The following is a 14,532-nucleotide window of genomic DNA, read 5'->3' as shown; positions in this document are numbered from 1 at the left end:
GATCGAGGGGGCGGGCCATGGCGACCCTGTCCGATGTGGCGCGCCGCGCGGGCGTCTCACCCGCCACCGCCTCCCGCGTCATCAACGGCAGCAGCAAACCGGTCACCGACGAGCTGCGCGAGCGGGTGCTCGCCGCCGTCGCCGAGTTGCAGTACGTGCCGAACGCGCACGCCCAACTGCTGGCCCGCTCGCACCGCAGCGCGGTGGGCGTCATCGTGCACGACGTCTCCGACCCGTACTTCGCCGAGATCACCCGTGGGCTGCAACGCGTCGCCACCGACCAGGGCCGACTGCTGATGATCTGCAACAGCTACCGCGACCCGGACCGTGAGTTGGAGTACGTGGAGCTGCTGCGCGGCCACCAGGTGGCGGCGTTGATCCTGGCCGGCTCCGGCTACCACGACGAGGCGTTCACCCGGCAGCTCAACGAGAAGCTCGCCGCGTACGAGGCCACCGGCGGGCGGGTCGCGGTGATCGGCCGGCACGAGCACTCCGGCGACGCGGTGATGCCGGACAACCGGACCGGCGGCTACCTGGCGGGTCGGGAGCTGTGCGGCCTGGGGCACCGGGCGATCGGCGTCGTCGCCGGCCCACGGATCCTGACCACCACGACCGACCGGTTGGCCGGTCTCCGCCAGGCCCTCACCGAACAGGGCCGCGAGCTGCCGGAACAGCGCATCCGGTACGCGGAGTTCGACCGCGACGGGGGCGCGGAGGCGACCGCCCGGCTGCTCGACGCCGACCCGGAGCTGACCGCGATCGTGGCGCTCAACGACTCGATGGCCATCGGCGCGCTCGCCACCCTGCGAGCGCGCGGGCTGGCCGTGCCGCAGCAGACCTCGGTGGTGGGCTTCGACGACATGCCGATCGCCCGGGACGTGACACCGGCGCTGACCACTGTGCGACTGCCCCTCGTGGACATGGGGGCACGCGCGATGTCCCTGGTGCTCGGCGTCGGGGCGCCGACGCCCCGGGTCGAGGTGCTCCCCGCCGAGCTGGTCCGCCGGGACACCGCCGGGCCCGTCCCGCCCTCCGTCCGTGCCAGCGCCGGCTCGACGCCGCACCCACGGCGAGGGGACACGACGACGTGACCGGGGGCAGCCCGACCCAACGACGCATCACCAGCGCCGACGTACGGCACCTGGTCGGCGCGTCGTTCGGGCCACACGCCCGGGTGCGGGACACCGGTCCACTGACCGGGGGTGGATACGCGACGGTCTGGTGGGCGTTGCTCGACGACGACCGCCGGGTGGTGCTGAAGCTGGCGCCGCCGGCCGGGACGCCGCTGCTGCGCTACGAGCGTGGGCTCTGCGTGGCCGAGGCCGACTACTTCCGGATCGTCGCCGGGCGTGCCCCTGAGGTGCCGACGCCTGTCGTGCTGCACCACGGCGTCGACCCGACGTACGGCGAATGGTTGGTCACCACGATGCTGCCCGGCCGGTCGCTGTCCGACCTGGCCGAGGGCGCGGCCACTGTCGACGACGGCCCGGCGCGCCACGACCTCGGGGCGGCCCTCGCCGCGTTGCACCGGGTCACCGGCGACCGGTTCGGCTACACCGGCGACCGGCCCTCCGGGTCGACCTGGCGGGCCGCGTTCACGGCGATGCTCGACGCGCTGCTCGCCGACGCGTCCGACTGGGACGTCCGGCTGCCCTTCCCGCCCGCGCGCCTGCACGCGCTCGTGCAGCGGCACGCCGACGTGCTGGACGAGGTGCGTCGCCCGGCGTTGCTGCACTTCGACTGCTGGGACGGCAACGTGCTGGCTGCGCCCGACGCGGACGGCCGGCTGCGGCTGCGGGGCCTGGTGGACGGTGAGCGCTTCCTCTACGGCGATCCGCTGCTGGACCTGGTCTCGCCGCTGCTCTTCCGGCGCGTCGAGGACGAACCGGAGCACCCGCTGCTGCGCGGCTACCGGGCGGCCGCCGCCGAGCCGCTGCTGCTGGACGCCTCCGCGCGCGCCCGCCTGGGTCTGTACCGGTTGCACCTCTACCTGCTGATGACAGTGGAGATGCCCAGCCGCGGCATGACGGCACAGAGCCACCCGGGGCGGCATGCCCGACTGGCGGGTCTGCTCGACGAGGAGATCGCCGCGCTCGCCTCGTAGGCGGCAGGGGATAACCGATTGTCGAGGGATCGTCGCGGGATTAACCTCCCCCGGTGCTGATTCGGGAGTTCGTCGACGAGGACTGGTCGCAGGTGTGGCCGATCATCCAGGAGGTGATTGGAGCTCAGGAGACCTTCACCTACGACCCGGCGATGACCGCCGAGCAGTCGTACGCCGTGTGGGTCGAGGCCCCGCCGGGGCGCACCGTCGTCGCGGTGGACGGTGGGCGGGTGCTCGGCACCGCGAAGATGGGCACCAACAAACCGGGGCCGGGCGCGCACGTCTCCACGGCGAGCTTCATGGTCGCCGCCGACGCCCGGGGCCGGGGCGTCGGTACCGCGCTGTGCCGCGACACCCTGAGGTGGGCCCGCGAGCAGGGGTACGCGGGCATGCAGTTCAACGCCGTCGCGGAGAGCAACCGCTCGGCGGTGGAGCTGTACCGGCGGGAGGGCTTCGCGGTGATCGGCACGGTGCCGGGGGCGTTCCGTCACCCCACCCTCGGCCGGGTCGGCCTGCACGTCATGTACCAGGAGTTCTGACCGGAGCGCTCCGCTCAGGACCGCAGTGCGCCGGTCGGCGCCTTTGGAGCTGATGTCGCAAACGAATCAGTGCCCGCCGGCGTCGACCGAGTCGCCCTCACGACAACCGAATCGCCGCCGACCAGGCGGCTCGCCGCCGACCAGGCGGCTCGCCGCCGACCAGGCGGCTCGCCGCCGACCAGGCGAGTCACTGGCCGACCAGGCGAGTCACTGGCCGACCAGGCGAGTCACTGGCCGACCGAGCGGTTCGCTGGACCAGGCGAGTCGCGTCCGATCAGGCGGCTCGCTGCCGACCGGGCGGCTCGCTGCCAGCCCGGCGGCTCGCTGCCAGCCCGGCGGCTCGCTGCCAGCCCGGCGGCTCGCTGCCAGCCCGGCGGCTCGCTGCCAGCCCGGCGGCTCGCTGCCAGCCCGGCGGCTCGCTGCCAGCCCGGCGGCTCGCTGCCAGCCCGGCGGCTCGCTGCCAGCCGGGCGAGCCGCCTCCGCCGGGTGATTCGTTTGCGACATCAGCTCGAAAGGGCCTCAACCACCTGCGGTGCCGGCGGCCGGGGCGACGCGGACTCCCGGCTGCGCCGCAGCCGGCGAGACGCCCGCACGACGGACCGGGGTGAACAGGCCAGCGACCGCCACCAGCAGGCATCCCGCTCCCGCCGCGAGCGTGACGGCCGCGACCCCGAACCGGGCGGCGGCCCAGGTCAGCACGACAGCGCCGGCGGGACCGAGGGCGTAGTGCGTGCTCCAGAACGCCGACGTCACCCGGCCGAGCAGGTGGTCGGGGGTGATCTCCTGGCGCAGCGACATCGAACAGATCCCGCCGATGCTGAGACAGCACAGGTACACCGCTGTCAGCGCAGTGACCGCCGGCACGCTCGTCGCGATGCCGACGCCCGCCACCGCGAAACCGCAGACGGCGTGCGCGCCGATCCAGGTCGCGCCGAATCCGCGTCGCCGGCGCAGCGGGGCCACCAGCAGCGCGCCGGCGACAGTGCCCAGCGCCGCCAGACCGAGCACCGTGCCGACGGTGCCCTCGGAGCCGCCCAGGTCATGGGTGACGTGGTAGATCAGCACGTCGACGAAGCCGTAGGTCAGGAAGATGAAGACCGACAACAGAACGGTCAGCGCGCGCAGGACGGGCTGTCCCCACAGGAACCGCGCCCCAGCGAGGAACTCGGCCAACGGGCGCTCCCGGGCCACCGGGGCGGTGTCGACCGGCGCGGGTCGCAGACGGATCAGCCACAGTCCGGCCGCGGAGAGCGCGAAGCTCGCCGCGTTGACGGCGACGGCGGTCGCCGGGCCGAAGCGGGCCGCCACCACACCGGCGAGCAGCGGCCCGAGGACGGCGGCAGCCGCGTACGTCGCCTGCAACCGGCCGTTGGCCTCGGTAATCCGATCCCGGTCGACGAGGTTGCGCACGGCGGTCACCGCGGCGACCTGGAACACCATGCCGGCCGCCTCGCAGATCGGCAGCACGACGAAGAGCAGCCACACCTGTGGGCCGGCGAGCCACACCAACGGCACCAGGCCGTAGAGCACCAGCCGGGTCAGGTCCGCCACGATCATCAGGGTGCGGCGGTCGTACCTGTCGACCAGCACCCCGCCGAAGACCCCGGCGGCGACGGACGCCGCGCCCGCGACGGCGGTGAGGAGGCCCATCCGCGCCACCGACCCGGTCGCCTGGAGCACCAGCAGCGGCACCGCGAGGTAGGCGAACGAGTCGCCGGCCGCCGAGAGCGACTGCGCGATCCAGTACGTGCCAAAGGTGCGGTCCCGCCACAGCGGAGCCCTACCAGCGGCGCCAGCGGTCGGTGTACTCATGGCACTGGATGGTGGCACGACTGCCGAACGCACGGAAACGGCCGTGGGGGATCCCCCACGGCCGTTTCCGGGAAACGCAGAGCGGTCAGGCCTTGCGCAGCGGAGCGAGCGCGGCGCTCCAGGCGACCACCTGGTCGAGCGTGGTGGTCAGCGCGTCCTGCTGGAACGGGCCGGGCTTGAAGGTGCTGAAGTTCTCGAAGTCGGTGAAGAGCGACAGCGCGACCTGCGAGCGCACGTCCGCCATCTGCAGCTCACCGGAGATCAGCCGCAGGTGCTCCACGGCGCGCGCGCCGCCCACCGAGCCGTAGCTCACGAAGCCGACGGCCTTGTTGTTCCACTCGGCGTACAGGAAGTCGATGGCGTTCTTCAGGGCACCCGAGGTGGAGTGGTTGTACTCGGGGGTGACGATGACGAAGCCGTCGTACGAGGCGATGGTCTCGGCCCACCGCTTGGTGTGCGGCTGGGAGTACTGGCCCATCGAGGGCGGGTACGCCTCGTCGAGGTGCGGCAGCTGGTAGTCGAGCAGGTCGATCAGCTCGTACTCCGCGTCGGTGCGCTGCTTGGCGATCTCGAGCACCCAGCGGGCGACGGCTTCCCCGTTACGCCCCGGACGGGTGCTTCCGAGGATGATCCCGATCCTGGTCATGTGTGGCGCCTTTCAGAGGGTCCTTACCTGACGGCGAGAACGCTAACCGGTGCTTGATTGGTCAAGCAAATACTCGGCCTATGGTCGTTGTCACACGGAGGGTAACCATTTGCTCAGTCAAACAAGTATGATATGAGGATGTCCAACCTCTCCGCAGAGACTCCGCAACCCCTCACCCCTGATGAAGAGGCCTTGGTCCGTGCCCTGGGCCAGGTCATGTACGTGCTGCCCCGCACGATCGACGCGGACATGGTCGGTGACCGTCAGCTACCACTCACCGAGTACACCGCCCTGATGAACCTGTCCGAGGCACCGGACCGCCGGCTGCGCATGCACGAACTCGCCGCGCTCTGCTACCTCTCGCTCAGTGGCATGACCCGGACGATCATCCGGTTGGAGACGCAGGGTCTGGTCAAGCGGGAGCGTTGCGAGGAGGACGCCCGGGGCTGGAACGCCGTCCTCACCGACGCGGGCTTCGCCCGCCTGGAAGAGTCCTGGCCCAGCCACCTGGCCGCCGTACGCCGCCGGTTCCTCCAGCACTTCGACGGACACGACCTGGCCCGGTTGGCCCGCGCGTTCCGGCAGGCCGGTGCGGCGGAGACGACCGGCTGAGCCGGGAACGACTCAGCCGGAGTGCCGTCCCGCCACCACCAGGGCCCAGGCCAGCAGGCCGAACGCCCCGGTCGACGCGACGGCCCGGACCACGTTGGCGCGTACCCAGGTGGTCTCGAAGCGCTCCCGCAGGGCCGCGAGGTCGGTGACCTGGTCGACGTCCCCGGCCCGGGCCAGCACGTTGTTGAGCGGCACGTTGACCACCGCGGTGACGCCGAGCACGACCAGGTAGGCCAGCAGCCCGGCGACGACCCACGGCAGCGCGGCCCGGCGGTCGGCGGCCAGGTGCAGCGCCGCCGCCAGCAGCGTGAACAGCAGCGCGCCACCGAAGCAGACCGCGAACCAGCCGTTCAGGATCGACTCGTTGATCCGTTGCATGGCGAGCACCAACGTCCGGTCATCGGCACGGCCCAGCCCCGGCATGACCGCGTACGCGAAGGCGGCGAACAGCCCGGCGGTCAGGCCGGTGGTGACGGTGGCGGCGACCAGGCTCACGGTACTCAACAATCCCATGGGCCCCATTGCACCCGTTGGCACGCCCCCTGACCAGACCCGGGCACGGTCAGCGGGCCGGGGCGTGGGCGGCGAGGGGGTTGGTGAGGGTGCCGACGAACTGGAGAGCCGCCGACGGGTCGGCCAGGTCGATCATCTGCTGGTTGTTGCGCAGTTGGAGCCGGTTGAGGCAGGAGAGCGTGAACTCCGGTGCGAACAGGTCGTAGTGGCGGACCCGCTCGGCCAGGTGCGGCACCCGGTCGAAGTAGTCGGCGGCGCAGGCCGCGACCGTACGCCAGAGGTCGTCCTCACCGATTACGCCGGCCTCGACCAGGACCGCGTTGAGGTGGCGCAGGAAGCAGTCCACCACGTCGGTGAAGATGGTCAGCAGCTTGGTGTCGTCGGGCACCTCGACCCGGATCCGCTCGACCGCCTCCGGCAACTCGACGTCGGCGTTCATCACCGCGATCTCCTCGGCGATGTCCTTGAAGATCACCCGCTCGACGGTGTCGTTCTCGTCGAGGACGAGGATGACGTTCTCGCCGTGCGGCATGAACGCCAGGTCGTGGGCGTAGAAGCTGTGCAGCAGCGGGGTGAGGTAGGCGTCCAGGTAACGGCGCAGCCACACCTCGGGCGTCAACCCGGACCGGGTGATCAGCGCCGCCGCCAGCGACCCACCCTCGCTGTCCACGTGCAGCAGCGCGGCCATGGTGGACAGTCGACGCCCCGGCGCCAGGTCGGGCACCGGGCTCTCGCGCCACAGGGCGGCCAACATCTTGCGGTACGGGGAGGTGCGGTCGGTCGCCGCCTCGTACTGCCGGTGCCGGTAACCCACCGCGGCCCGCTCCCGGATCACGGTCAGCCCGGTGCCGGTCAGCACCTCGTCGCCCGCGATCAGGTCGGCGAGCCAGTCGTTGATCGCCGGGGTCGCCGCCATGTACGCGGCCGACAACCCCCGCATGAAGCCCATGTTCAGCACCGACAGCGCGGTCTTCACGTAGTGCCGGCTCGGCTCGCTGACGTTGAAGAACGTGCGGATGGACTGCTGGGCGAGGTACACGTCCGGACCGGGGCCGAGGTGCACCAGCCGGCGCTCGGCCAACTCCCCGGCGAAGGTGACCGCCAGCTTGTTCCACCACTGCCACGGGTGGGCGGGGATCAGGTGGTAGTCGGCCAGGTCCAGCCCGAGATCGGCCATCGTCGCCGCGAAGCGGGCCCGGGTCTGCGCGTCCAGCTCACCCGCGATGAGGGTGTCGTAGTCGAGGTCGGCGGCGCTGCTGAACGTCGAGTAATCCCGGTGCGCGGCCAGCCACTCCAGCCGGATCGGTGCGGCGACCTCCGGGGCGTAGCTGTGGTACTCGTCGACGCCGAAGCCGAGCCGACCGTTGTTGGCCACGAAACAGGGGTGGCCCTCGGTCATCGACGTCTCGATGGTCTGGAAGTCGGCCTCGGCCAGCTCCACGGCGCTCGGCGCGGCCTGGGCCAGCTTGTACGCGATGCCGGCCAGCGTCGAGGTGATCTCCTCCAGGTAGACCGGGAGCACCCGCGCGGAGAGCCCGAGGGTGTCGCGCAACTCGATGACCAGGTCCACCGCGTCGGGTGGCGTCGAGGTGCCGTCGCGGTGCCGGGTGATGCTGTCCGCGTCGATCTGCCAGTGCTCCAGGGCGAGCACCCGCGCGGCGAACCGGTAGGTGACGGTGCCGTCGTCGCTGCTGACCTCGTACCACCGGCGGTCGTCGGTGCCCGGCACGGGCACCGGGTTGAGCAGGCGTTCGTGGGTGAACTCGGCGAGCGCCTTGCGGACCAGCAACCGGTTGGCCCGGGCCCAGCGCTGCGGGGTGAGGTGATCGACCGGACTGCCGGCGGCGTGCCCGGTGAAGGTGGACGTCGGGGTGGGGACGGCGGTGACGGTCACGCCGGGGCTCCTTCGGTTCGGGTGGTGGCGGGACGGTCGACGGCGGCTTCGAACTGGGCGCGGGTGCAGACGCTGAGCAGGGCGTCCTTCTCCGGCTTGGCGATCGGCCCGACGACCTCGAAGCCGACGGCCGCGTTCAACGCGTGCACGGCGGTGTTGCGGACGTCCGGTTCGACCACCACCCGCCGGGCCGTCGGGTCGGCGAAGAGCCACGCCATGACGGTGGTCAGCACCGCCCGGGTGAAGCCGTGCACCGGCGTGCCGCCCGGGGCGCAGAGGAAGTGCATGCCCACGTCACCGGGGTGGTGGTCGTAGAGGCCGACCAGCTCGACGTGGGCCGGGTCGTAGCGCTCGGCGAGGAAGACGGGACTCCCCCGCCAGAGCCCGAGGTACGCGTCGTGGTGCGGGTGCGCGACGATCCGCTGGTACTCCTCGGCCACCCGGGCCTCATCGGCGTCCTGCATCAGCCAGAACGCCGCCTTCGGGTGGGTCACCCAGGAATGCAGCAGCGCGGCGTCCGCGTCCGGGTCGAGCGTCCGCAGTGCGAACTCGCCGAGCCGGTCGTCGACGCGGGCGAAGACGACGCTCACGACGGCACCCCGAACTCCTGGAACGTGATGCTCTTCTCGATCGGGTAGTGCTCCCGGCCGAGCAGCTCGGAGATGATCCAGGAGTTGCGGTAGGGGCCCATGCCCAGGTCCGGCGACGTGATGCTGTGCGTGTGGGTGCTCGCGTTCTGCAGGAAGATGCCCCGCCCGCTGTGGTCGATGCTGTAGTTGCGAGCCACGTCGAAGCGGCCGTGCGCGTCCCAGCGGATCCGCTCGCGCACCGGGTCGAGGAACTCCGGCACCCGGTAGTGGTAGCCGGTGGCGAAGACGAGCCCCTCGGTCCGCAGCGTGGCGTCGCGCTCCTGCTCCACCTGACGCAACCGGAGGGTGTACGTCCCGTCCTGGTGGTCGGCGCCGACCAGCTCGGTGTTGGTGAGCAGGCGGGTGTTCACCGGCCCGTCGACGCTGTGCGCGTACAGCAGGTCGAAGATGTCGTTGATGAGGTCCGAGTTGATCCCCTTGAACAGCCCCTTCTGCTCGGACTCCAACCGGTAGCGGGTCGCCTCGGGCAGCGCGTGGAAGTAGTCCACGTAGTCCGGTGAGGTCATCTCCAGCGTCAGCTTCGTGTATTCGAGCGGGAAGAACCGCGGTGAACGGGTCACCCAGTTGAGCTGATAGCCGTACCGGTCGATGTCGCCGAGCAGGTCGTGGTAGATCTCGGCGGCGCTCTGCCCGCTGCCCACCACAGTGATACTGCGCTTGGTGCGCAGCGCGTCGCGGTGCTCCAGGTAGCGGGAGTTGTGCACGGCGTCCCCGGGCAGCGCGGCCACGGCGTCGGGCAGGTAGGGCGGGGTGCCGGTGCCGAGCACCAGGTGCCGGGCCCGGTACTCCACGGTCTCCCCCGTGCCGGTGCTGGCCCGCACCACGTACCGCTCGTCGGCGGAGTCGAACTCCACTGTGGTCACGGCCCGGCCGAAGCGCAGGTTCGGCAGCTTCGCCGCCGCCCACCGGCAGTACGCGTCGTACTCGCTGCGCAACGGGTAGAAGCTCTCCCGGATGTAGAACGGGTAGAGCCGACCGATCTCCTTGAGGTAGTTGAGGAAGGAGTACGGCGACGTCGGGTCGGCGAGGCTGACCAGGTCGGCGATGAACGGGGTCTGCAACCGGGCCGACTCCAGCAGCATGCCGGGGTGCCAGGCCAGGCTGGGACGGGCCTCCAGGAACACCCCGTCCAGGTCGTCGATCGGCGCGGTGAGGCAGGCCAGGCCCAGGTTGTACGGGCCCAGCCCGATGGCGACGAAGTCGTGGGTGGACATGCGAGTCTCCAGGCGCGGTTTCGTGTTCGGCGTCAGCCGACGGTGCAGGTCGGGTCGGCGTCAGCCGACGGTGCAGGTCAGGTCGGCGGGGGTGTGCTCGCGCACGTACCGGCCGGCGTGGTGGGCGATCAGTTCGAGCACGTGGTCGACGTCGTCGACGGTGGTCGCCGGGTTGAGCAGTGTGAACTTCAGGAAGTGGTGGCCGTCCACCCGGGTCCCAGCGACCACGGCGAGGCCGGACGCCGCGAGGGCCTCGCGGGCGTGCAGGTTCGCCGCGTCGGCCAGCTCCCGGCCGGGGCCGGTGGGCAGGTAGCGGAAGACCACGGTGCTCAGCTCCGAGCGGGTGACCACCTCGAACCGGGGGTCCTCGCTGACCAGCTGCCAGGCGTCGGCGGCCCGGTCGACCACCTCGTCGAAGAGCGCGCCGAGCGCGTCCGGGCCCATCACCCGCAGGGTCAGCCAGAGCTTCAACGCGTCGAAGCGGCGGGTCGTCTGCAGGCTCTTGTCGACCTGGTTGGGGATGCGCTGCTCGACCATCCGGGCCGGGTTGAGGTAGTCGGCGTGGTACGTGGCGTGCCGCAGGGTCCGCCGGTCGCGGACGAGCAGCGCGCTGGAGCTGACCGGTTGGAAGAACGACTTGTGGAAGTCGACGGTGACCGAGTCGGCCCGTTCGATGCCGTCGAGCAGGTGTCGGCGCGTCGGCGAGACGAGCAGACCGCAGCCGTACGCGGCGTCCACGTGCAGCCACACGCCGGTCGCCGTGCAGATCGCGGCCAGCTCCGTCAACGGGTCGATCGAGCCGAAGTCGGTGGTGCCCGCGGTGGCGACCACCGCCATCACCACCAGCCCGGCCTCCCGGCACCGCGCGATCTCCGCGCGCACCGCCGCCGAGCGGATCCGGCGCCGGCTGTCGGTGGGGACCACGACCACCGCGTCCGGGGAGAGCCCCAGCAGCTTGGCCGACTTCTGCACGCTGAAGTGACCGGCGGCGGAGGTGAGCACCCGCAGCCGGGGCAGCAGCTCGGCACGGGCCGCCGGGCCGACCGCGTCGACGCACGCCTCCTCGCGGGCCAGCAGCAGCGCCTGGAGGTTGGACTGGCTGCCGCCGCTGGTGAAGACACCGTCGGCGTCGGGGCCGAGGCCGATTCGCGCGGCGGTCCAGTCGATCAGCCGCCGCTCGATGAGGGTCGCCCCCGCGCTCTGGTCCCAGGTGTCCAGTGAGGAGTTCACGGCGGTGAGCACCGCCTCGCCGAGCAGCGCCGGGATGGCCACCGGGCAGTTGAGGTGGGCGAGGTAGCGGGGGTGGTGGAACCAGACGGCGTCGCGCAGGTAGACGTCCTCCAACTCGTCCAGCGCGGCGCCGGCGTCGCCCAACGGCCGGTCCAGGTCCACCCGGTCGACCACTGGGCCCAGCTCGGCCGGGGTGATCCCGGTGACGGGACGGTCGACGGTGGCGACCCGACGGGCGACCCGGTCGACGCCGTCGGCGATGATCCGCCGGTACTGCTCGACCGAACCGTCGTGCAGCAGGTGGGCCCGCGCGGCGGCCGGCACCGCGGACGGCGCGGTGGTCTCGACGGGGTACGTCTGCACGGTCACGGGTGTCCTTCCACGTTCTCGACGAGGGCAGCCAAAGACCGCCCCGGGCGCTCGCGCGCCTCGGGGGCGGTGCCGCCGTTCAGCTGACCTTCTTGGCGGGGCTGAGTTAGGTTAGCCTAACCTCCGATATTGTCAACAGCGGTTCGCCGAGTCCTACGAATCCCCGGAGCCCACACTGGACGCCACACCCACCGTGACCAGACCGGCACCATCGGTGCCCACCTCGGGCACGGCCCCCACCCCGGCCCACCCCCCTCACCAGGCGGCACGCGCCGATCTGCCTTCCGCCACCACCGCCCGGCGGCCAGCATGAGCGCCGAACGTTTCCGCGACCCCTGGGGCGTTCCGCACCTGCGGGCCGATGACCCCCTGGCGCTGGCGGCGGCCCAGGGGCGGGTGACAGCGTACGACCGAGCCTGGCAGATCGAGGTGGAACGGCACCGGTCCCAGGGCACCAGCGCGGCGTTCCTCGGCATCGACGCGCTCGACTGGGACCGGTTCGCCCGACGGGTACGACTCGACGACACCGCGCGTCGCTGCCACGCCGCGCTCGACCCGGCGACCGCGAAGTGGGTGGGCGCGTACGTCGACGGGGTCAACGACGGCCTCGCCGCCGGGGCGGCCCGCGCGCCGGAGTTCGCCGCCACCGGGCTGAGCCCCGGCCGGTGGGAGCCGTGGACCCCGCTCGCCGTCTGGCTGGGCCACCACATCCTGTTCGCCGGGTTCCCCGGCAAGCTGTGGCGCGAACACGTGGCACAGCGGCTCGGCCCGGACCTGGTCGACGCGTTCGCCACCGACGTACCGACCGTCGCCGGCAGCAACGGGTGGCTGCTCACCGCCGACCGCACCGGCACCGGGGGCGCGCTGCTCGCCGGCGACCCGCACCGGTTCATCGAGGACCCGGGCGTCTACCAGCAGATCCGGCTGGCCTGCCCGGAGTACGACGTCATCGGGCTGGCGGTGCCCGGTGTCCCGGGCATCGCGCACTTCGGGCACACCGGGGCGGCGGCCTGGGCGATCACCAACGCGATGGCCGACTACCAGGACCTGTACGCCGAGCGGCTGCGCCGCCAGGACGGGCAGGTGCAGGCGCTCGGCCCGGACGGCTGGCGGTCCGTGCACCGCCACGTCGAGACGATCGAGGTGGCCGGGGCGGAGCCGGTCGAGGTCGAGGTGCTGGAGACCGACCGGGGTCCGGTGATCGTCGGCGGACCCGGCGACGAGGCGGCGATCAGCCTGCGCTACCCGCCCAGGGTCCGCGCCGAGCTGGGTTTCGCGGCGCTGCCGGAGCTGCTGCGCGCCCGCACCGTGACCGATGTGGACCACGCGCTGCGGCACTGGGTGGAGCCGGTCAACGTGGTGCAGGCGGCGGACACCGCCGGAGGGCTGCTGCACCGGGTCGCCGGGACGGTCCCGGTACGCCATCCGGACAACGGCCGGCGGGTCGTCCCCGGGTGGGACGACGCGTACACCTGGCAGGGGTGGTACGCGCCGATGCCCCGCGCCGAGGTGACCGGTCGGGCGGTGATGGCCAACGAGCGTGGCCTGGCGACGCCGCTGGGCGTGGAGTTCGCCGCGCCGCACCGGGCACGCCGCATCGCCGACCTGCTCGACGCCGGGCAGGGCTGGACGGCCGACGGGATGGCCACCGTGCACACCGACACGTACCTGGGCTCGGCCGGGCCACTGCTGACGGTGCTGGCCGAGGTCGACGGGCTCAGCCCGGAGGCCGCCGCGCTGCGGGACCGGCTGCTGCGCTGGGACCGACGGATGACCGCCGACAGCGTCGACGCGGCGGCCTTCGCCACACTGCGGACAGCTGTCGTACGGCGGATCGCCGCGCACCCGGCGCTGGCCGCGCTGGCCGAGCCGCCCGCGTACCCCGAGGTGTTAGCGCCCTGGTTGGCGGTGACGCCGCGCGTCGGTTACGCGCTGGAGCACCTGCTCGGGGGACGTGCGCTGCCCGGCGTGGACCCGGCGGCGGTGGTGCGCGCGGCGGCCGAGCAGGTCGCCGAGGCGACGGCCGGGCCGGCGCGCTGGGGGGACCTGCACCGGTTGGCGGCCTGGCGGGCGCTGCCCGACCCGGACGCCGGCCCCGGCCCCCGCCTCGACGGCGACCACGACTGTGTGCTGTCCACGTCCAGCGTCCCCGGGGTCACCCACTGGTGTTTCCGGGGGCCGGCGGCGCGTTTCGTCTGGGATCTGGCGCGGCGCGACGACAGCCGCTGGGTGGTGCCGCTGGGCGCGTGCGGGGTGCCCGGCGACACGCACCACGCCGACCAGAGCCCCGCGTGGCTGGCGGGCGACCTGCTGCCGATCGTCACCGACTGGGACCGACTCGTCGAGGAGCCGGATGAGCACTGATCGCCACCACCACAGCGAGGTCGACGGATTCGGGACGGTCACCATCCGCCCGGTGCGGCCGGACGAGGACGTCGACCTGCTGCACGCCTGGGTCACGCAGGACCGGGCCCGTTTCTGGGGGATGCGGGAGGCGAGCCGCGAACGGGTGCGCGAGATCTACGCGTACCTGGACTCGCTGGTCACGCACCACGCGTACCTGGTGCACCGCGACGGGGTGCCGGCCGCGTTGGCGCAGACCTACCAGCCCGAGGCGGACCCGGTCGGCGAGTGCTACGACGTACGCCCCGGCGACGTCGGGGTCCACCTGCTCGTCGGGCCCCCGACAACTGTCGAACGCGGGTTCACCGGCGCGCTGTTCGGCGCGATCCTCGACTTCGTCCTCGCCGACCCGGACCGGCGGCGGGTCGTGATCGAGCCGGACGCCCGCAACGAGCGGGCCATCAACCGGTTCCTGCGTACCGGATTCCGGCCCGGACCCCTGATCGACCTGCCGGAGAAGCGCGCCCGCCTACTCTTCCTGGACCGACCGGGGGGCTGAAACGGGCCGGCCGCCGGTCGGGCTGCGTGAGGCAGTCCGACCGGCGG

General features: G+C 72.3%; 13 protein-coding genes. 6 read left to right on the top strand and 7 right to left on the bottom strand.

Annotated features, from left to right (window positions below; all coding sequences use genetic code 11):
* Positions 1–17: 17 nt before the first annotated feature.
* From GA0070612_RS19950 to GA0070612_RS19940, 3 genes are read left to right on the top strand one after another with little or no spacing between them, the layout of a single operon-like run.
* Complete coding sequence (locus GA0070612_RS19950; RefSeq protein ID WP_088989291.1) at positions 18–1,091, top strand: LacI family DNA-binding transcriptional regulator; 1,074 nt, start codon at positions 18–20, stop codon at positions 1,089–1,091.
* Positions 1,088–2,104, top strand: coding sequence for a phosphotransferase family protein (locus GA0070612_RS19945; protein ID WP_088989290.1), 1,017 nt, complete (start codon positions 1,088–1,090; stop codon positions 2,102–2,104). The genes GA0070612_RS19950 and GA0070612_RS19945 overlap by 4 nt, the downstream gene beginning before the upstream one ends.
* 53 nt (positions 2,105–2,157) lie before the next feature.
* Entirely contained in the window at positions 2,158–2,643 is a 486-nt protein-coding gene (locus GA0070612_RS19940; RefSeq protein WP_088989289.1) for a GNAT family N-acetyltransferase, read from the top strand.
* Positions 2,644–3,162: 519 nt separating this feature from the next.
* Here GA0070612_RS19940 and GA0070612_RS19935 read toward each other — a convergent pair.
* Complete coding sequence (locus tag GA0070612_RS19935; RefSeq protein WP_088989288.1) at positions 3,163–4,455, bottom strand: MFS transporter; 1,293 nt, start codon at positions 4,453–4,455, stop codon at positions 3,163–3,165.
* An 85-nt stretch (positions 4,456–4,540) separates the two neighbouring features.
* Entirely contained in the window at positions 4,541–5,101 is a 561-nt protein-coding gene (locus tag GA0070612_RS19930; protein ID WP_088989287.1) for an NADPH-dependent FMN reductase, read from the bottom strand.
* Positions 5,102–5,239: 138 nt separating this feature from the next.
* Between GA0070612_RS19930 and GA0070612_RS19925 the strand changes: the two genes are divergently transcribed.
* Positions 5,240–5,713 carry a MarR family winged helix-turn-helix transcriptional regulator gene (locus GA0070612_RS19925; RefSeq protein WP_088989286.1) on the top strand — a complete coding sequence of 158 codons (474 nt, stop codon included), beginning with the start codon at positions 5,240–5,242 and terminating at the stop codon, positions 5,711–5,713.
* A 12-nt stretch (positions 5,714–5,725) separates the two neighbouring features.
* On the opposite strand, the gene GA0070612_RS19920 is transcribed toward GA0070612_RS19925, so the two are convergent.
* The 5 genes from GA0070612_RS19920 to GA0070612_RS19900 are packed head-to-tail and all read right to left on the bottom strand — an operon-like array spanning position 5,726 to position 11,583.
* Positions 5,726–6,226, bottom strand: coding sequence for an anthrone oxygenase family protein (locus tag GA0070612_RS19920; protein ID WP_231924264.1), 501 nt, complete (start codon positions 6,224–6,226; stop codon positions 5,726–5,728).
* 49 nt (positions 6,227–6,275) lie between these two features.
* Positions 6,276–8,120 (bottom strand): IucA/IucC family protein, encoded by a 1,845-nt coding sequence (locus tag GA0070612_RS19915; RefSeq protein WP_088989284.1) that lies wholly within the window; start codon positions 8,118–8,120, stop codon positions 6,276–6,278.
* Positions 8,117–8,710 carry a GNAT family N-acetyltransferase gene (locus GA0070612_RS19910; protein WP_088989283.1) on the bottom strand — a complete coding sequence of 198 codons (594 nt, stop codon included), beginning with the start codon at positions 8,708–8,710 and terminating at the stop codon, positions 8,117–8,119. Before GA0070612_RS19910 ends, GA0070612_RS19915 begins: the two co-directional genes overlap by 4 nt.
* The gene (locus GA0070612_RS19905; RefSeq protein ID WP_088989282.1) at positions 8,707–9,984 is read right to left on the bottom strand and encodes a lysine N(6)-hydroxylase/L-ornithine N(5)-oxygenase family protein; all 1,278 of its coding nucleotides are present in this window, start codon (positions 9,982–9,984) and stop codon (positions 8,707–8,709) included. The genes GA0070612_RS19910 and GA0070612_RS19905 overlap by 4 nt, the downstream gene beginning before the upstream one ends.
* Positions 9,985–10,044: 60 nt before the next feature.
* A complete protein-coding gene (locus GA0070612_RS19900; RefSeq protein ID WP_231924263.1) occupies positions 10,045–11,583 on the bottom strand; it encodes a pyridoxal phosphate-dependent decarboxylase family protein in 1,539 nt (512 codons plus the stop codon).
* Between the two features lie 309 nt (positions 11,584–11,892).
* On the opposite strand from GA0070612_RS19900, the gene GA0070612_RS19895 reads away from it, so the two are divergent.
* Positions 11,893–13,947: a penicillin acylase family protein gene (locus tag GA0070612_RS19895; RefSeq protein WP_088989281.1), complete on the top strand. Its 2,055-nt coding sequence runs from the start codon at positions 11,893–11,895 to the stop codon at positions 13,945–13,947.
* The gene (locus GA0070612_RS19890; RefSeq protein WP_088989280.1) at positions 13,937–14,485 is read left to right on the top strand and encodes a GNAT family N-acetyltransferase; all 549 of its coding nucleotides are present in this window, start codon (positions 13,937–13,939) and stop codon (positions 14,483–14,485) included. The genes GA0070612_RS19895 and GA0070612_RS19890 overlap by 11 nt, the downstream gene beginning before the upstream one ends.
* Positions 14,486–14,532: the final 47 nt, after the last annotated feature.

The sequence above is a fragment of the Micromonospora chokoriensis genome (genome assembly GCF_900091505.1).
GTDB lineage: Bacteria > Actinomycetota > Actinomycetes > Mycobacteriales > Micromonosporaceae > Micromonospora > Micromonospora chokoriensis.
Note: the sequence above shows the minus strand (reverse complement) of the source record. Positions and strands in the feature narration are given on the sequence as shown.